Below are 17829 nucleotides of genomic sequence, written 5' to 3'. Positions count from 1 at the left end.
CGGGCCCCGGCGGGGCGGGACGGTCAGGAGGCGCCGTCGGCGCGGAGTGGGAAGACGTTGCCGCGCGCCGTGTCCGCCAGCGACCCGAGCACCGCCCCGATCTTGTCCGCGGGCATCGGCTTGAAGAAGTGGTAGCCCTGGGCGGCGGTGCAGCCCAGCTCGGCCAGGGCGGCCCGCTGCTCGGCGGTCTCGACGCCCTCCGCCACCACCCGCAGCCCCAGCTCGTGGGCGAGCCCGACCGTGGTCCGCACGATGGCCGCCGCCTCCGGCGAGTCGGCCATCCGGAGCACGAAGGAGCGGTCCACCTTCAACTCGTCGACGGCGATCCGGGTCAGGAAGGTCAGCGAGGAGAACCCGGTGCCGAAGTCGTCGACGGCGAGCTGCACGCCCATCGAGCGGAGGGTGGCCAGCACCTCGTCGATGACCTCCAGCTCGCTCATCACCACCGTCTCGGTGATCTCCAGGACCAGCCGGCGCGGCGGCACCTGGTGCCGGCGCAGCGCCTCGCCGATCTCGGCCGGCAGCCGCGGGTCGAGCAGGCTGCGCGCCGACAGGTTCACCGAGATCGGGATGTCCAGCCCCTCGCGCGCCCAGTCGGCGGCCACCGCGAGGGCCTTGTCGAGCACGTAACGGGTGAAGCTGCCGAGCTGCTCGCTGTTCTCCACCGGCCGGATGAAGTCCGCCGGCCCGAGCCAGCCGCGGCGCGGGTGCCGCCACCGGATCAGCGCCTCCACCCCGGTCGGCGCGCCGGTGGCCAGGTCCACCGCCGGCTGCAACGCCAGCACCAGCTGGTCGTCGGCCGCCAGGGCCTCTCGCAGCTCCGCGAGCAGCGCCAGGTGGTCGGTGCTCGCCGCGTCGCGGGAGCTGTCGTACGCGGCGACGCTGCCGCCGCCCTCCTTCGCCTGGTACATGGCGATGTCGGCCCGGCGCAGCAGCTCGGTCAGGTCGGCGGTGCCCGCGTCGGCGACCACCACGCCGACCGCCACCTCGACCGACATGCGCACCCCGGCCACCTCGGTCGGCGCGGCGAGCCGCTCGGCGATCTCCCGGGCCTGGCGCAGCGCGTACGCCAGCGGGGCGGCCCGGTCGTCGACCACCGGGACGGTGGTGAGCAGCAGGGCGAACTCGTCGCCGCCGAGCCGGCCGAGCAGGTCACCCGGACGGGCCAGGGTGGTCAGCCGGCTCGCGGCGAGCCGCAGCAGCTGATCGCCGGCCGCGTGCCCGAGCGTGTCGTTGACCTCTTTGAACTGGTTGATGTCGAGCAGCAGCAGCGCCACCGGGTGGTCGTGGGCGCGCTGCCGCAACGCCTGGTCGCCCTTGGCCAGCAGGGCGGCCCGGTTGAGCAGCCCGGTGAGCTGGTCGTGCACCGCCTCGTACGACGAGCGGGCGGTGACCAGCCGCAGCTCGCGGTGGGTCGCGGCGTCGTGCAGGGCGGCGGCCAGCGCGTCGCCGAACGCCGCGACGCCGTCGTGTTCCCGGGCGGTGGGCGGGGCGGACCGGGGGAACCGCACCCGGAGCTGGCCGACCTCGGCGCTGCCCACCGTGAGCCGCCGGACCAGCTCGTGCTCGCCCGCCCCGGTGGCCGACGGCGGCTCGACCTCGCGGTCGCGCACCTGCGCGCCGGTGTCGGCCCGGTAGCGGTGCCAGCGGGCGTCGCCCCGCGCCACGTCCACCTCGACCAGCTCGGCGCCGAACAGGGTGAGCGCCCCGGTCACCGCAGCGGTCGCCACGCCCCGCTCGTCGAGCTGGTTGAGCGCGGCCGTGGCCTCGGCGAAGGCCCGCCAGGTGCGCCGCTCCTGGTCGGCGCGGAGCCGGTGCCGGTAGGTCTGCTGGAGCAGCCAGAGCGGCGGCGGCAGGAGCAGCAGCCAGCGGGGGTCGACCTCCAGCAGGGTGACGACCACGAGGCCGACCGCCACGTTGCCGACGAACATGAGCAGCTTGCCGCGGAGCGCGGCGAGCAGCGGCGGCCCGATCGGGATGCCGTGCAGCAGGGCGAGGCCGGCGCCGCCCAGCCAGGCGGTGGTGAACAGGTAGACCACCGCGGCGGCGGTCAGCGCCAGCGCCAGCTCGGGGGTGGACGCGGCGAGCAGCGGCCGGCCGAGCGCACTGGCGACCACGGCGGCGAGCGCGGTGGCGGCGGTGAGCGAGCCGGCGATCCGGATCAGCTCCAGCGCGGGCCGGCGGTCGGCGACCAGCGACATCGTCGTCCAGGCGGCACCGGCGCCGAGCAGGGCGGCGGCCGGCAGCCAACCGGCCGGCACCAGGTAGAGGCAGACGACGAGGGCCGCCTCGCCCCAGGTGATGCTGACCATGCCCGAGGCGGTGCGGAAGCGCAGCCGGGCGAGCTGGGCGGCGCCGAACGCCACGGCGGCCACGCCGAACCGGGCGAAGCCGGGCAGCGGGTCGTCCGGCGGCAGGTGCGCCGGGACGGTGAGGCCGACCACGGCGGCCACCACGGCGGTGACCGCGACGGCGGCGGTGAGCAGCAGCACGCCGACCGGTGTGCCGCGCAGGCCCAGCCGATCGGGGGGATCGCCGGCCCGGCCGGAGGTCACCGACCCACCCCGTCAGGCGGCGGCCCCGGGGCACGGTCGGGGGCCGTAGCTGCCATCGACATCGGCGCCCCCCTTCCGCGCACGGCTCAGGGCCTTTCGGTCCCCCCGGCGGAAGGCTAAGCCAAACCCGGTGGTCGCAACAGGGGTTGACGACCGGCTTCGGCGTGATTCACGCGCTGTTCAGCCGTTCCGGCGCTGCTGGGAGCCGTTGGGGCCGTCTGTCGGTGAATCCTGCGCGGCGGTCCCGTCTGTCGGATCAGCGACTGTCGCGTCGGTCCGGCCCGGCTCGGCCGGGCCGCCCTGCTGGGGAAACCGGTCGGGCAGCCGGCGCAGCCGGGCGTTCATGTTGCGGATCAACAGGACGGTGACGATGGCCAGCAGCACGATGAGGAAGAGGCCCATCGGGCCGGCCAGACCACCCGTGCGGGTGTCACCGAAGTTGTTCTCCGCGAGCACCTGGGCGGTGGTCAGCATGGTGTTCCTCCGATGTGCGGCTGGCCACCAGCGTAGCCCGCCGGGGAATCAGCGGGCATGGCACGTCTCGCGCACCCCGGCGAAGAGGTCGGACTCGGGCAGCGGGCTGTCCACCAGCGAGCGGGCCAGCTGGAAGTCCTCGGTCGGCCAGGCGCGCTGCTGCAGGTCCATGGGCACCTGGAACCAGAAGCCGTCCGGGTCGATCTGGGTGGCGTGGGCGCGCAGCGCGTCGTCGCGGACCGGGAAGTATTCGGCGCAGTCGACCCGGGTGGTGATCCGCTCGCCCTTGTCGGGACGGTCCTCCCAGCGCTTCATCCACTCCCCGTAGGGCGACTCCAGGCCGGCGGCGAGCATCGCCTCGTGCAGGGCCATGATCTTGGCCCGCGAGAAGCCCACGTCGTAGTAGAGCTTGAGCGGCTGCCACGGCTCGCCCAGCTCGGGGTGGCGGTCCGGGTCGCCGGCGGCCTCGAAGGCGGCCACCGTCACCTTGTGGGTCATGATGTGGTCGGGGTGCGGGTAGCCGCCCTCCTCGTCGTACGTGGTGACGACGTGCGGGCGGAACTGGCGCATGAGCCGCACCAGCGGGGCGGCCGCGACCTCGACGTCCTCCAGGGCGAAGCAGCCCTCCGGCAGCGGCGGCAGCGGGTCGCCCTCGGGCAGCCCCGAGTCCACGAAGCCGAGCCAGGCCTGCTCGATGCCCAGGATGGCCCGGGCCGCATCCATCTCGGCGCGGCGGATGTCGCCGATGTTGGCCCACACGTCGGGCCGGTCCATCTTGGGGTTGAGCACGCTGCCCCGCTCGCCGCCCGTGCAGGTGACGACCAGGACATCCACCCCCTCGGCGACGTATTTCGCCATGGTGGCGGCGCCCTTGCTCGACTCGTCGTCGGGATGGGCGTGCACCGCCATGAGCCGCAGCTGTTCTGCCACCTTCGGCGCTCCTCGTCTGTGCCCACCGGGCCCGGCCCGCCCGGGCCCGCCCGGCTGACCTGCCGGAATCTCCCCCCGCGCCCGCGAAAGCCCCCGTGCTGGCCGATCGGCGGCGGGGCCGACCTGCCATTCTTGACTCAGCGCCGGGCTGGGAAGATGGACTTTGCCATTCTTGCCGATGCCGCCGACAACAACGCCAGGAGATACCCGCCGGTGAGCGAGACGCACGCCACAGTCCCATCGGGCACACCGGTCTTCCCGCCCGGCCGCTACGGCCGCCGCCGGGAGCCGGGGCGCCGCCGTCCCCTCCTGCCCGTGCTGGTGGCGGCCGTCCTGCTGGCGCTCCTCGGGCTGGTCGCCGCCCGGCTCTACAGCCAGTACGGCGACCCCGACTACCGCGCCGAGCTGATCACCTACACCGACATCACCGACTCCGGGGTGCTGGTCGACTTCCGGGTGACGGTGCCGGAGGGCGGCTCGGCGACCTGCGTGCTGCGGGCCCGCTCCCACGACGGCGCCGAGGTGGGCCACGTCGAGGCCACGGTGACCGCCCCGCCCGGCGAGCGCCACGTCCGGGCCCGGCAGGAGGTGCCCACCACGGCCCGGCCCTTCATCGGCGAGGTGCTGCGCTGCCGGCCGGCCGGCTGACCGGGAGCCCGGCGAGCCGCCGGGACGCACGCACCCCGGGTCCCACCGCCGGCACCCGGGGTGATCGGCGACACCCCGGCCCGGTCCGCACTGGTAAATTGGTAGTTCACCTGTCAGCCAGTCCGCACCAACGAGGAGATCGCCTGTGTCCACCAATGACAACGAGGCGCCCGCCACCTGGCTGTCCCAGGACGCATACGACCGTCTGAAGGCCGAGCTCGACGAGCACATCGCCAACCGGCCGGTCATCGCCGCCGAGATCAACGCCCGGCGCGAGGAGGGCGACCTGCGGGAGAACGGCGGCTACCACGCCGCGCGCGAGGAGCAGGGCAAGGCGGAGGGCCGCATCCTCTACCTGAAGGAGCTGCTCCGCACCGCCAAGGTCGGCGAGGCGCCGACCGCCGACGTGGTGTCGCCCGGCATGGTCGTGACGATCTACTTCGACGACGACGCCGACGACACCGAGACCTTCCTGCTCGGCTCCCGCGAGATCGCCTCCACGACCGACCTCACCGTCTACAGCCCCGAGTCGGCGCTCGGCAAGGCGATCCTGGGCGGCAAGGCGGGCCAGACCTGCACCTACACGGCGCCCAGCGGCGCCGACATCAAGGTGACGGTCGTCAAGTTCGAGCCGTTCTCCGGCTAGCCGCCAACCGGACCCGCGCCGGACGGCTCGGGTCCGACCCGACCGAGGCTGACAGGCTCCTCGGACCCGAGCCACACCCAATCGCCCCGACCGGCACCGTCCGGCCGGGGCGGTCGCGTTCCCGGCGCCCTCACCCCTCGCCGGCGAAGACCACCTGGTAGCCGCTGGCCCGCAGGGCGCTGATCAGGGTGTCCGAGTGCTCCACGCCGCGGGTCTCCACCGACAGCGCCACCTCCACCTCGCCGAGCCGCAGGTGCGGGTTGGCGCGCTGGTGCACCACGTCGACCACGTTGGCCCGGTGCTCGGCGATCTCACCGAGCAGGGAGGCGAGCTGGCCCGGCCGGTCCGTGCAGCGGACGGTGACCCGCAGGTAGCGACCGGCCGCCGCCAGGCCGTGCTCGATCACCCGCAGCATCAGCAGCGGGTCGATGTTGCCGCCGGACAGCACGGCCACCACCGGCGCCTGGACCTCCACCACCCCGGCCAGCAGCGCCGCCACGCCGACCGCCCCGGCCGGCTCCACCACCTGCTTGCCGCGCTCCAGCAGCATCAGCAGCGCCCGGGAGATGTCCTCCTCGGACACCGTGACGATCTCGTCGACCAGCTTGCGGACGTGGGTGAAGGTCAGCTCGCCGGGGCGGCCGACCGCGATCCCGTCGGCGATCGTCGAGAAGAAGGGCAGCCGGACCGGCTCGCCGGCCTTCAGCGAGGGCGGGAAGGCGGCGGCGCTCGCCGCCTGCACCCCGATCACGCGTACGTCGGGGCGCAGCGCCTTGGCGACCACCGCCATGCCGGAGATCAGCCCGCCGCCGCCCACCCCGGTCACGATGGTCTTCACGTCCGGGCACTGTTCGAGGATCTCCAGCGCCACCGTGCCCTGACCGGCGATCACGTCCCGGTGGTCGAACGGGTGGATGAACACCGCCCCGGTCCGCTCGGCGAAGGTCTGCGCCGCCACCAGCGACTCGTCCACCGTGTTGCCGACCAGCTCGACCTGGGCCCCGTACCCCTTGGTGGCGGCCACCTTCGGCAGCGGCGCGTTGACCGGCATGAAGACGGTGGCGTGCGTGCCGACCAGGCCGGCGGCGAGCGCGACCCCCTGGGCGTGGTTGCCGGCGCTCGCCGCGACCACCCCGCGTTGCCGCTCCTCGGCCGAGAGCCGGGAGATCCGCACGTACGCGCCGCGCACCTTGTACGACCCGGCGCGCTGCACGTTCTCGCACTTCAACCAGGTCGGCCCGCCGAGCGCGGCGCTGAGCGGCCGGGACGGCTCCAGCGGGGTGGTGCGGGTGACGCCGACGAGCAGTTCCCGCGCGGCCTGTACGTCGGCGAGACCGACCAGTTCCGTCATGCCCCGATCGTGCCACCCGCGCCCGGGGGAACCTGCGGCGACGCCACTGTCGGCTCTGCCACCACCTGCGGTGACGGCGCGACTCCCGGCTGCGCCGGGTGGGCGGCGTACCCGAACGGCACGCCCGGTACCGGCCAGCCGGCGTGGACGGGCCAGGACGGCGCGCCGAGAGCGATCCGCTGCTCCTGGGCCGCGGAGATCCGCCGGATCAGCACGATCACCGACACCGCGGCGGCCAGGCAGGCGACCAGCGGGATGAGGTGCCAGCCGAGCTCGTCGCGGTAGAAGTCGGCGTACCACCGGAACTCGGTGTCGAACCGGGGCTGTTCGGGCAGCCGGTCGTACGCCCGGTCGTCGCGCCGGCTGACCAGGCGCTCCCCGACGGTGAAGGCCAGCCACGCCGCCCACCAGATCCAGACCAGCCCCGGGGTGAACCGCTTCCAGAGGCTGTCCCGGGCGAGGTTGGCGACCACCCGGGCCGGCACCACGAAGTTGGCGAACGGCACCAGCCAGCCGGCGATCGCCCAGCCGGCCCCGAGGTACGGAAGCGCACCGGGGAAGGCGTCCAGGTTCTTCCGGGCCCGCCAGGTCCAGATGATGACCAGTACGGCGGCGGTCACGTAGGCCACCAGGAACGGCAGCGTGAGCACCACCTCGAGCAGCACGGCGCCGAGCAGTACGTCGGGGTCCTGGCTCTCCCTCGCCCGCCCGGCCAGCACGGCGCCGGCCAGCGGAAAGAGCGCCACCAACCCGTAGAGCAGCGCGGTCGCGCCGACCGCGACGGAGGCGGCGAGGCCGATCCCGCGCACCGGGTAGGTGGGCACGCCCGGGGCGAGGGCGGGCTGGCCGTGCGGCGTGTGGCAGTTCTGGCACTCGTTGTCGGCGGGGGACGTCTCGTCCCCGCAGGTGTGGCAGCGCATGGATGACCGTCCTGGTGTGCGTGGGTGCGCACACGCTAGACGATCATGTGTGGGCCGGTGACCCCGTCCCGACCCGGGGGTAGCCGGGGGCGTGCCGCTGCCACGGCGCCTGCATCTCGAACTGGCCGGCGACGCCGAGCAGCAGCAGCTCCGAGCCGGGCGGGCCGACGAACTGCACGGCGACCGGCAGGCCGTCCGGGCGGCGGCCGACCGGCACCACGATCGCCGGCAGCCCGGCGATGTTCCAGGGCGCGGCGTACGGGGCGTACCGGATGTTGGCCCGCATGTTGGCCAGCCAGGACCGGCCGGACCAGCCGGCGGCCTCCGGCGGCGGGCCGGCCAGCGCCGGGGTGAGCAGCAGGTCGACCGAGTTGTCGGCGAAGAAGTTCACCGACCGCTCGCGCCAGGCGGCCCGGTCGGCCTCGCGCACGTACCCCCGGCGCTGCGCCCACTCGCCGAGCGCGACGTGCCGGCGGCTGCGTCGCTGCAGGCCCCGCCGCTCCACGCCCGCGGCCTGCACCTCGGTGGCGGCCGCGGCGAACCAGGTGGCGATGCCCTGCAGGCCGAGCCGGGTCGGGTAGACCGGGTCGGCCGGGACGGTGTCGTGCCCGGCGGCGGCGAGCAGCCGGCCGGCGGCGGCGACCGCGTCGCGGTTCGGCGCGTCCGGCGAGACGCCCCGCACCGGGGAACGCAGCGAGACGCCGACCCGCAGCCGCGGCGGCGGGACCAGCTTGTCGGGGCGGCGCCCGGCCAGCACCGAGAACCCGACCACCGCGTCGGCCACCGTGCCGGTCAGCACGCCGTGCTCGGTGAGGCCGAACCAGTCGTCCGCGCCGAGCTGGCACGGCACCACGCCCCGGCCGGGCTTCAGCCCCACGAGGCCGCAGCAGGCGGCCGGGATGCGGATCGAGCCGAGGCCGTCGTTGCCGTGCGCCATCGGCACCAGCCCGGCGGCCACCGCGGCGGCCGCCCCACCGGAGGAGCCGCCGGGGGTCCGGGCCGGGTCCCAGGGATTGCGGGTCACACCGGTCGCGTCGTCGGTGAGGGCCCAGAGGCCCAGCTCGGGCATCCGGGTCACCCCGAGGATCACCGCACCCGCGCCGCGCAGTCGGCGGACCACCTCGTGGTCGGCCTCCGCCACCGGGGTACGCATCGCGGCGGACCCGTTCCACGTCGGCAGGCCGGCCACCGCGGTGTTCTCCTTGACCGCGACCGGCACGCCCGCCAGGGGGAGGTTGGCCAGGTCCTCCTGCTCGTCGACCTTCTCGGCCTCGGTGATCGCCTCGCCGCCGCGTACCGAGCGGAACGCGGCCAGCTCGGCGTCGGCCCGGGCGATGTGGTCGAGGTGGTCGGCCACGACCTGGGTGGCGGAGACGTCACCCCGGCGCACGCCCCGGGCGATCTGCTTGGCGGTCGCCCCCACCCAGGTCGTCGGCATGATGTCCTGCACGGCCATCCTCCCCAGCCAGCGGTCAGCCCAGCGCCTGCTCCAGATCGGCGAGCAGGTCGTCGACCGTCTCGATGCCGACAGACAGTCGCACGAGATCGCCGGGAACTTCAAGCGGCGAGCCGGCAGCGCTCGCGTGTGTCATCCGTCCCGGGTGCTCGATCAGGGATTCGACCCCGCCGAGCGACTCGGCGAGCACGAAGAGCTTCGCCCGGTTGCAGATGTCCACGGCGTGCTCCTCACCGCCCGCCGCACGGAAGGAGATCATCCCGCCGAAGCGGCGCATCTGCTTGGCGGCCACCTCGTGACCCGGGTGCGCCGGCAGGCCGGGGTAGAGGACCTGGGAGACCTTGGCGTGACCGTCCAGGTAGGCGGCGATCCGCTCGGCGTTGTCGCAGTGCCGGTCCATGCGTACCCCGAGGGTCTTGATGCCGCGCAGGGTGAGCCAGGCGTCGAACGGGCCGTTCACGGCGCCCATCGCGTTCTGGTGGTAGCGCAGTTCCTCGCCGAGCGCCCGGTCGGCCGCGACGAGGGCGCCACCGACCACGTCGGAGTGTCCGCCGATGTACTTGGTGGTGGAGTGCACCACCACGTCCGCGCCGAACGCGATCGGCTGCTGGAGGTACGGCGAGGCGAAGGTGTTGTCGACCACCAGGAGCGCGCCGGCGTCGTGCGCGACGGCGGCCAGCGCGGCGATGTCGGCGATGCCGAGCAGCGGGTTGGTCGGCGTCTCCACCCAGATGATCCGGGTGGCGCCGGGACGGATCGCGGCCCGCACCGCGTCCGGGTCGGAGACCTTCGCCGGGGTGTACTCCAGCCCCCAGCGCTCGGCCACCTTGGCGAACAGCCGGTAGGTGCCGCCGTACGCGTCGTCCGGGATCACCACGTGGTCGCCCGGCTTGCAGACGGTCCGCAGCAGGGCGTCCTCGGCGGCCAGGCCGCTGGCGAAGGCCAGCCCCACCGGCCCGCCCTCCAGCGCCGCGAGGCACTCCTGGAGCGCGTCCCGGGTCGGGTTGCCGGAGCGGCTGTACTCGTAGCCCTGCCGGGGCGCGCCGACGGCGTCCTGGGCGTAGGTGCTGGTCTGATAGATCGGCGGGATCACCGCGCCGGTGCGGGCCTCCGGGTCCTGACCGGCGTGGATGGCGAGCGTCTCGAAGCCGTGACTCATTCCCGAGACGTTAGTCCGCCCGCCGCCTCCCACCGCGTGGAACCCGCCCGGCACTCGCGCCGGCTCACCTTCGGGAGTTGGTGGTTGCCGTTCCGGGTGAACGGGAAGTCACCAAGATCGGCGCGGGGAACCGACGGCCTCGCGGGTGAGCGCCTAGCCTGGGCGGGTGGCTGGGTGCGTGTTCTGCGGGATCGTGGCGGGTGAGGTACCGGCGTTCCGGGTCGCCGACGAGGCGGACGGGGTGGCCTTCCTGGACACCCGGCCGGTGTTCAAGGGGCATGTGCTCGTGGTGCCACGCGCCCACCTCGTCACGCTGGCCGACCTGCCGGCCGACGCGCTGCCGGGCTACTTCCGGCTGGTGCAGCGGCTCGCCGTGGCCGTGGAGGCCGGCCTGGGGTCGGGTGGGACGTTCGTGGCCATGAACAACAAGGTGTCCCAGTCGGTCCCGCACCTGCACACCCACGTGGTGCCGCGGACCAAGGGCGACGGGCTGCGCGGCTTCTTCTGGCCGCGGACCCGGTACGCGGACGACGCCGAGGCCGAGGGGTACGCCTCCCGGGTGACCTCCTCCCTCGCCTGACTTTGTTTGGTTTGGCTCTTCCGGCGCGTCCCGAACAGAAGACGCACTTTTTGTTCGGTACGATTTAATCCTGCCGAGCCGAACAAATTGGAGTTGATGTGTCGGGCCCCGGTCGTCCCTCGCGAGCAGCGGTCTACCAGCGCATGGAGGAAGCGGTCCGGGAACTCCAGGACCGCCTGGGCGGCCTGCCGACACCGAGCGAGGCGGAGGACATCTGGTCGGACATCTGGCACCAGGAGGCTCACAACAGCACCGCCATCGAGGGCAACACCCTTGTTCTTCAGGAGGTGGAGAAGCTCCTGGAGGAGGGACGTGCGGTCGGGGCGAAGCCGCTGCGGGACTACATGGAGGTCAGGGGGTACGCCGACGCCGCCCGCTGGGTGTACGGACAGGCGCTCGAGCCGGGCGAATGGCAGTCCTCGGCGCTGCTCTCACTACAGGAGGTCCGGCACGTACATCACCTGGCGATGTCACCGGTCTGGACGGTCGCCCCGCATCCCCACGCCAGCGACCTGGAAGGGCCCGGCAACTTCCGTCGCCACGAGATAGCTCGCTTCCCCGGCGGCATGAAGCCCCCGTCGTGGCCGCAAATCGGCGTGTGCGTGGACGCCTGGCTCACCAAGGTCAACCAACTCCCCGGCGAGGACTCCACACCGCTGGCGGAACAGCTTGCGATCATCCACAACGAATTCGAGGCCATCCATCCCTTCCTCGACGGTAACGGACGGACCGGGCGGCTCGTGCTCAGCCTCCTCCTCGGAAGGCTCGGGTATCCCCCGGCGATCATCTACAAGCGGGACCGGGACGCGTACCTCAAAGCCATGCGCAGAGCCGATGCCGGCGAGCCGGGGCTGCTCGGCGAACTGATCGCCCGCAGCGTCACCGCCAACCTCTACCGGTTCGTCATGCCCGCCGTCGCCGGGCCGGTCAAGCTGGTTCCTCTGCCGGCGCTGGCCACCCCCGATCTCTCGGAGAACGCGCTCAGGGTGGCCGCAACGCGAGGGCGCCTCCGAGCCGTGAAGGGTGACGACGGCACCTGGCGGAGCAGTAGGAAGTGGGTCAACGAGTACGCCAAGAGCCGCTACCGGAGACGGCTGGCTGATCCGCGACCGGGCGGGTAAGGAACCGGGGTCCGGCGCTGTTGAACCCGCTGGGAAAGCCAAGAGAGGAGTCCCACCGTGTTCCTTCGCCGCATCAAGGCCGAGATGATCTCTCCCGACCAGGCCCTGCCGGGCCGTCCGATCGCGATGCCGATCGCCGACCGGCACGAGGTGCTGCCGTCCTCGTTGAAGGGTCCCTTCCCCGAGGGCGCGCAGGTCGCCGTTTTCGGGATGGGCTGTTTCTGGGGTGCCGAGCGGCTGTTCTGGACCCTCCCGGGCGTCATCACCACGTCGGCCGGCTACGCGGGTGGCTACACCACGAACCCGACGTACGAGGAGGTCTGCTCGGGGATGACCGGGCACGCCGAGGTGGTCCAGGTGGTCTACGACCCGTCGCGGATCAGCTACGAGGACCTGCTCAAGGTCTTCTGGGAGAACCACGACCCGACCCAGGGCATGCGCCAGGGCAACGACGTCGGCACGCAGTACCGGTCGGCCATCTACGCGACCACCGACGAGCAGTTGGCCACCGCGCAGGCCTCGCGGGACGCGTTCGCGCCGATCGTGGCCCGGGCCGGCAAGGGTGAGATCACCACGGAGATCGCCCGGCTCGGCGACTACTACTTCGCCGAGGACTACCACCAGCAGTACCTGGCGCCGACCAAGAACCCGAACGGGTACTGCAACCACGGCCCCAACGGGCTGAGCTGCCCGGTGGGCGTGGCGCGCACGGCCGGCTGACCGACTCGACGAGCGTTTCCCGGGCCTGCGGTGTTTGTCACACCGCGGGCCCGGCCCGATTCGGGCACCCGGACCGCCGGGCCACCGGATCTTCGCCCAGGCCAGCCGCCGGTCCGGCGAGGTCGCGCATCCTAGCAAAGACGTAACGTCCCCGACATCAGCTCAACAGGCGAACTGCAACAACCTCTGGCAGCATTGCCGGGCATGTGCGGACTGGCAGGAGAGTTCCGGCGGGACGGATCGCGGGCCGACGTCGCGGCGGTGGAGCGCATGGCGGCCACCATGAGCGACCGGGGCCCCGACGACAGCGGGGTCTGGTCCCAGGGGCCGGTCGCCCTCGGCCACCGCCGCCTGAAGATCATCGACCTCTCGGCCGCCAGCGGTCAGCCCCTGGTCGACCCGGCCGCCGGGCTCACCGGCGTCTTCAACGGCTGCATCTACAACTACCGGGAGCTGCGCGAGGAGTTGCAGGCCCGGGGGCACCGGTTCTTCTCGGCCGGCGACAGCGAGGTCGTCGTCAAGGCGTACGCCGAGTGGGGGCTCGACTTCGTCGATCACCTGGTCGGCATGTTCGCGGTGGCGATCAGCGAACGCGACACCGGCCGCCTCGTGCTGGCCCGGGACCGGCTCGGCATCAAGCCGCTCTACCTGGCCGAGGGCCCCGGCGTGGTGCGCTTCGCGTCGACCCTGCCGGCGCTGCTCGCCGGCGGCGGCGTCGACACCGGCATCGACCCGGTGGCGCTCGCCCACTACCTGAGCTTCCACAGCATCGTGCCGCCGCCGCGGACCATCCTGCGCGGCGTCGCCAAGCTCCCCCCGGCCACGGTCCGGGTGTACGAGCCGGGCGGCTCCACCCACGACCGGGTCTACTGGGACCCGGCCTTCACCCGCGCCGCCGAGCGGGCCGGGTGGTCCGAGCGGGACTGGCAGGACGCCCTGCTGGAGTCGCTGACCACCGCCGTCCGCCGCCGCATGGTGGCCGACGTGCCGGTGGGCGTGCTGCTCTCCGGCGGGCTCGACTCCAGCCTTGTGGTCGCGCTGCTGGCCGGCGAGGGGCAGTCCGGGCTGGCCACCTTCTCGATCGGCTTCGACGCGGTGGGCGGCCGGGAGGGCGACGAGTTCGTCTACTCCGACCTGGTGGCGAAGACCTTCGGCACCGACCACCACCAGATCCGGGTGCCCACCGGCGACCTGCTGCCGCCGCTGGAGGCCGCCGTCGCCGCGATGAGCGAACCGATGGTCAGCCACGACTGCGTGGCGTTCTGGCTGCTCAGCCAGGAGGTCGCCCGGCACGTGAAGGTGGTCCAGTCCGGCCAGGGCGCGGACGAGATCCTGGGCGGCTACCACTGGTACCCGCCGCTGGCCGGCGTCGACCGGGAGCGGGCGCTGGAGACGTACGCGTCGGCGTTCTTCGACCGCGACGCGGCAGGCCTGGCCCGGGTGCTCAACCCGGCGTGGCGGGCCGACGGCGACCCGGCGCGGGAGTTCGTGGCCGCGCACCTCGGCCGGCCCGGGGCGCAGACCGCGGTGGATGCCGGCCTGCGCATCGACACGCAGGTCATGCTCACCGACGACCCGGTCAAGCGGGTCGACAACATGACCATGGCGCACGGCCTGGAGGCCCGCGTGCCGTTCCTCGACCACGAGTTCGTGGAGCTGGCCGCGAGCTGCCCGCCGGAGCTGAAGCTGGCCCAGGGCGGCAAGGGCGTGCTCAAGGAGATCGGCCGGCGGGTCCTGCCGCACGAGGTCATCGACCGGCCGAAGGGCTACTTCCCCGTTCCGGGCCTCACCCACCTGGAGGACAAGCTCCTCGACCGGGTACGCGACGCGCTCACCGCACCCGAGGCCCGCCGCCGCGACCTGTTCCGCGCCGACTACGTCGACGCGCTGCTGGCCGACCCGAACGCCGAACTGACCCCGTTGAACGGAAACAAGCTGTGGCAGCTGGGACTCCTGGAAATGTGGCTCCAGAGCCACGGAATCGACTGACCGTGACCGACACCCTCGCGACCGGAACCGCGCGTACCGACCGGGAACGGGTGCTGGGCGGGCGCCGGGAACGGGTCGGCCCGGGCGGCGACCCGGTCGCCCCCGGGGCTTCCGAGCCCCGGCGGCAGCCCGAGGACGGCTCCGGCGTGGTGCTGGACTGCGGCTGGGGCCGGCTGGTCTTCGGGCAGACCTTCGCCGAGCAGGTCGAGGTCGCCGACGTGCTGCGCTCCGAGGCGGTCGGCGCCCGGGACATCTGCATCTACCTGCGCGACCCGCACGTGCTGGTCTCCCGCCTCCCCGACGAGCTGTTCATCGACCCGTCGCTGACCTACCGGCTGCCGCTGGGCGAGCAACGGCCGGCGGCCACCGGGAGCGGCGAGATCCCCGGGCTGGCCGTCCGGCCGCTGCGCGACGCCGGCGACGCGGACGCGGTGAACCGGATCTACGCCCGCAACGGCATGGTCACCGCGCCGGTGGACGTGCTCGTCGACAACGCCGGCACCGACCGGTTCCTGCACCTGGTCGCCGAGGACGCCACCGGTGAGGTGGTCGGCACGATCACCGGCGTGGACCACGTGGCGGTCTTCGGCGACCCGGAGAACGGCGCCAGCCTCTGGTGCCTGACCGTGGACTTCAACACCGCGCCGCCCGGCACCGGCCAGGCGCTGCTCACCGCGCTGGCCGACCGGCTCGACGCGCGCGGCCGGGCGTACGTGGACCTGTCGGTGCTGGCCGAGAACTCGGGGGCGATCCGGCTCTACGAGCGGCTCGGCTTCCACCGCACCGGGACGCTCTGCGTGAAGCGGAAGAACCCGATCAACGAGCGGCTGTTCCTGCCGGCCATGCCGGCGGGCTACGACGACCTGAACCCGTACGCGAAGATCGTCGCGGACGAGGCGATGCGGCGCGGCATCCGGGTGGAGGTGACCGATCCGCGCTGGGGCGAGCTGCGGTTGAGCATCGGCGGCCGGACGGTCCACACCCGCGAGTCGCTCTCCGAGCTGACCTCGGCGGTCGCGATGAGCCGCTGCGACGACAAGCGGGTCACCCGGCGCATCCTCACCGAGGCGGGCCTGTCGGTGCCACGTGGCCGGACGGCCACCGGCGACGCCGACGACCTGGCGTTCCTGGCCGACGTCGGCACGGTGGTGGTGAAGCCGGCCCGGGGCGAGCAGGGCAACGGCATCACGGTCGGGGTACGCACGCCGGAGGCGCTGACCGCCGCCGTCGAGCTGGCCCGCCGGTTCTGCCCGGACGTGCTGATCGAGGAGCTGCGGGAGGGCGAGGACCTGCGGGTGGTCGTCATCGACCACGAGGTGGTGGCCGCGGCGGTCCGCCGGCCCGCGCAGATCACCGGGGACGGTGTCCACGACGTCACCGAGCTGATCGAGCGGCAGAGCCGCCGCCGCGCGGCCGCCACCGGCGGCGAGTCCCGGATCCCGATCGACGACATGACCCGCGAGGTGGTGGCCGAGGCCGGTCACCGGATGCACGACGTGCTCCCCGAGGGGCAGGTGCTGGCGGTCCGCCGGACCGCGAACCTGCACACCGGGGGCACCATCCACGACGTGACCGCGGAGCTGCACCCGGCCATCGCCGAGGCGTGCGTGACGGCCAGCCGGGCGCTGGACATCCCGGTCACCGGCCTGGACCTGCTGGTCCCCGCCGCCGACCGGCCGGAGCACGTGTTCATCGAGGCGAACGAGCGGCCCGGCCTGGCCAACCACGAGCCGCAGCCGACCGCCGAACGCTTCGTCGACCTGCTCTTCCCCGGCACCCGGGCGCCACGGCGGCTCTGGTCGCCGGCCGGGGCGGGAGGGGCCGCGTGAGCCCGGAGCCCCTCGAACTCGACCTCGACTACCTGCGCCAGGTGCTGGTGGAGCTGCTGGAGATCCCCAGCCCGTCGGGGCGCACCGACCACGTGCAGCAGTACGTGGGCGAGCGGCTCTCCGCACTCGGCATCGGCTCGACGCTGACCCGGCGCGGTGCGCTGAGCGCGTCCCTGCCCGGGCCGCGGTCGACCGGCGCCGACCGGGCGATCGTGGTGCACACCGACACCATCGGCGGCATGGTGAAGCGGCTGAAGGAGAACGGCCGGCTGGAGGTGAAGCCGATCGGCACGCACAGCGCCCGCTTCGCCGAGGGCGCCCACGTGCGGATCTTCACCGACGACCTGGACCGGGTGGTCACCGGCCAGGTGCTGCCGCTCAAGGCCAGCGGGCACCGCTACAACGAGGGCGTCGACCTCCAGGGCGTCGGCTGGGATCTGGTCGAGGTCCGGGTCGACGAGCCGGTCACCGACGAGGCCGGGCTCCGGGCGCTCGGCGTCGACGCCGGCGACTTCGTCGCGCTGCTCGCCAACCCGACGATCACCCCGAGCGGGTACGTCAAGTCCCGGCACCTGGACGACAAGGCCGGGGTGGCCGCCGTGCTGACCGCGTTCAAGGCGATGGTCGACGCGGGCGTCACCCCGGCGGTCACCGCGCACCTGCTGGTCACCGTCACCGAGGAGATCGGGCACGGTGCCAGCCACGGCCTCGACCCCGACGTCGCGGAGATCGTCTCGGTGGACGCCGCGGTGGTCGCGCCCGGCCAGCAGTCCCGGGAGGACGCCGCCACCCTGGCCATGGGCGACGGCGTGGGCCCGTTCGACTACCACCTCACCCGGCACCTCGCCGCGATCGCCCGGGAGCACGGCGTCCACCTGGTCCGGGACGTCTTCGACTACTACCGCTCGGACGTGGCGGCGGCGGTCGAGGCCGGTGCGCACGCCCGGGTGGCGCTGCTCGGCTTCGGCGTGGACGCCACCCACGGGCACGAGCGGACCCACCTCGACGGGCTGCGGCACCTCGCCCAACTGCTGTGCCTCTACCTCCAGAACCCGCTGGTCTTCCCCGAGTGGGACGCCGAACCCGAGGGCGACCTGGCCGACTTCCCGTCGCTGGCCGTCCAGCCGGCCTCCGAGGAGGGCCCCCGCGAGGGCCCGATCGGCGTGGAGTGACCGGGCCGGCTCTCCGGATTCCTGGTCGGGCCTGTGATCCAAATCCGTTGCCGAGCCCGACGGGAAGTCGATAGCGTGGCGGTACACGGGAAAGGAGGTGGTCCAGACTTGTATAGCAATCGGACTCGTGAGGTGGCTGTCCGCTAGCCGCTGTCCTCGACAGTGAAACACCGTCCGCCGCGAGGCGGGCACCATGCACCATCGTCGAGACCGTGTGGCAGCGGTGCGGCGAAACCACGACAGCCACCCGACCCCCGGGGTGCCGGCCCAGTCCAGCCG

15 protein-coding genes are annotated in these 17829 nt (G+C 73.3%); 8 read left to right on the top strand and 7 right to left on the bottom strand.

Annotated features, from left to right (window positions below; all coding sequences use genetic code 11):
- Nucleotides 1–23: 23 nt before the first annotated feature.
- The 3 genes from ACZ6PY_RS04540 to mca form a co-directional block, all read right to left on the bottom strand.
- On the bottom strand, nucleotides 24–2519 hold the full coding sequence (locus ACZ6PY_RS04540; protein ID WP_466069411.1) for a putative bifunctional diguanylate cyclase/phosphodiesterase: 2496 nt from the start codon (nucleotides 2517–2519) through the stop codon (nucleotides 24–26).
- A 216-nt stretch (nucleotides 2520–2735) separates the two neighbouring features.
- Entirely contained in the window at nucleotides 2736–3029 is a 294-nt protein-coding gene (locus tag ACZ6PY_RS04535; protein ID WP_466069135.1) for a hypothetical protein, read from the bottom strand.
- A 48-nt stretch (nucleotides 3030–3077) separates the two neighbouring features.
- The gene (gene mca / locus ACZ6PY_RS04530) at nucleotides 3078–3959 is read right to left on the bottom strand and encodes a mycothiol conjugate amidase Mca (protein WP_466069133.1); all 882 of its coding nucleotides are present in this window, start codon (nucleotides 3957–3959) and stop codon (nucleotides 3078–3080) included.
- Nucleotides 3960–4172: 213 nt separating this feature from the next.
- On the opposite strand from mca, the gene ACZ6PY_RS04525 reads away from it, so the two are divergent.
- Both ACZ6PY_RS04525 and greA read left to right on the top strand, forming a co-directional pair.
- A complete protein-coding gene (locus tag ACZ6PY_RS04525) occupies nucleotides 4173–4607 on the top strand; it encodes a DUF4307 domain-containing protein (RefSeq protein WP_466069132.1) in 435 nt (144 codons plus the stop codon).
- Nucleotides 4608–4752: 145 nt separating this feature from the next.
- Nucleotides 4753–5253 (top strand): transcription elongation factor GreA, encoded by a 501-nt coding sequence (gene greA / locus ACZ6PY_RS04520; protein WP_466069131.1) that lies wholly within the window; start codon nucleotides 4753–4755, stop codon nucleotides 5251–5253.
- Nucleotides 5254–5383: 130 nt separating this feature from the next.
- Here the strand turns inward: greA and ilvA are convergent, their stop codons facing one another.
- The 4 genes from ilvA to ACZ6PY_RS04500 are packed head-to-tail and all read right to left on the bottom strand — an operon-like array spanning nucleotide 5384 to nucleotide 10139.
- Nucleotides 5384–6604, bottom strand: a complete 1221-nt coding sequence (ilvA, locus tag ACZ6PY_RS04515) for a threonine ammonia-lyase (RefSeq protein ID WP_466069129.1) — start codon at nucleotides 6602–6604, stop codon at nucleotides 5384–5386.
- The gene (locus tag ACZ6PY_RS04510; RefSeq protein WP_466069127.1) at nucleotides 6601–7524 is read right to left on the bottom strand and encodes a DUF4328 domain-containing protein; all 924 of its coding nucleotides are present in this window, start codon (nucleotides 7522–7524) and stop codon (nucleotides 6601–6603) included. The genes ilvA and ACZ6PY_RS04510 overlap by 4 nt, the downstream gene beginning before the upstream one ends.
- A 43-nt stretch (nucleotides 7525–7567) precedes the next feature.
- The gene (locus ACZ6PY_RS04505) at nucleotides 7568–8980 is read right to left on the bottom strand and encodes an amidase (protein WP_466069125.1); all 1413 of its coding nucleotides are present in this window, start codon (nucleotides 8978–8980) and stop codon (nucleotides 7568–7570) included.
- A 16-nt stretch (nucleotides 8981–8996) separates the two neighbouring features.
- Entirely contained in the window at nucleotides 8997–10139 is a 1143-nt protein-coding gene (locus ACZ6PY_RS04500; RefSeq protein ID WP_466069123.1) for a cystathionine gamma-synthase, read from the bottom strand.
- Between the two features lie 166 nt (nucleotides 10140–10305).
- Here ACZ6PY_RS04500 and ACZ6PY_RS04495 point away from each other — a divergent pair, with 166 nt between their 5' ends.
- From ACZ6PY_RS04495 to ACZ6PY_RS04470, 6 genes are all read left to right on the top strand, one after another.
- Entirely contained in the window at nucleotides 10306–10719 is a 414-nt protein-coding gene (locus ACZ6PY_RS04495) for an HIT family protein (protein WP_466069121.1), read from the top strand.
- A 143-nt stretch (nucleotides 10720–10862) separates the two neighbouring features.
- Nucleotides 10863–11840 carry a Fic family protein gene (locus ACZ6PY_RS04490; RefSeq protein ID WP_466069119.1) on the top strand — a complete coding sequence of 326 codons (978 nt, stop codon included), beginning with the start codon at nucleotides 10863–10865 and terminating at the stop codon, nucleotides 11838–11840.
- Nucleotides 11841–11897: 57 nt separating this feature from the next.
- Complete coding sequence (msrA, locus tag ACZ6PY_RS04485; RefSeq protein WP_466069117.1) at nucleotides 11898–12560, top strand: peptide-methionine (S)-S-oxide reductase MsrA; 663 nt, start codon at nucleotides 11898–11900, stop codon at nucleotides 12558–12560.
- 204 nt (nucleotides 12561–12764) lie between these two features.
- A complete protein-coding gene (locus ACZ6PY_RS04480) occupies nucleotides 12765–14549 on the top strand; it encodes an N-acetylglutaminylglutamine amidotransferase (protein WP_466069115.1) in 1785 nt (594 codons plus the stop codon).
- A 2-nt stretch (nucleotides 14550–14551) separates the two neighbouring features.
- Nucleotides 14552–16378: an N-acetylglutaminylglutamine synthetase gene (ngg, locus tag ACZ6PY_RS04475; protein WP_466069113.1), complete on the top strand. Its 1827-nt coding sequence runs from the start codon at nucleotides 14552–14554 to the stop codon at nucleotides 16376–16378.
- Nucleotides 16375–17550: an osmoprotectant NAGGN system M42 family peptidase gene (locus ACZ6PY_RS04470; protein WP_466069111.1), complete on the top strand. Its 1176-nt coding sequence runs from the start codon at nucleotides 16375–16377 to the stop codon at nucleotides 17548–17550. Before ngg ends, ACZ6PY_RS04470 begins: the two co-directional genes overlap by 4 nt.
- Nucleotides 17551–17829 lie beyond the last annotated feature (279 nt).

This window comes from Micromonospora sp. NPDC048907 (assembly GCF_055586885.1).
This window is presented reverse-complemented; position numbering and strand designations above follow the sequence as displayed.

Excerpts from the sequence above, each read along its gene's own strand:
- ACZ6PY_RS04535 (WP_466069135.1), bottom strand. The coding sequence starts at position 3,029 with ATGCTGACCACCGCCCAGGTGCTCGCGGAGAACAACTTCGGTGACACC.
- ilvA (WP_466069129.1), bottom strand. The coding sequence starts at position 6,604 with ATGACGGAACTGGTCGGTCTCGCCGACGTACAGGCCGCGCGGGAACTG.
- ACZ6PY_RS04510 (WP_466069127.1), bottom strand. The coding sequence starts at position 7,524 with ATGCGCTGCCACACCTGCGGGGACGAGACGTCCCCCGCCGACAACGAG.
- ACZ6PY_RS04505 (WP_466069125.1), bottom strand. The coding sequence starts at position 8,980 with ATGGCCGTGCAGGACATCATGCCGACGACCTGGGTGGGGGCGACCGCC.
- ACZ6PY_RS04500 (WP_466069123.1), bottom strand. The coding sequence starts at position 10,139 with ATGAGTCACGGCTTCGAGACGCTCGCCATCCACGCCGGTCAGGACCCG.
- ACZ6PY_RS04490 (WP_466069119.1), top strand. The coding sequence starts at position 10,863 with ATGGAGGAAGCGGTCCGGGAACTCCAGGACCGCCTGGGCGGCCTGCCG.
- ACZ6PY_RS04480 (WP_466069115.1), top strand. The coding sequence starts at position 12,765 with ATGTGCGGACTGGCAGGAGAGTTCCGGCGGGACGGATCGCGGGCCGAC.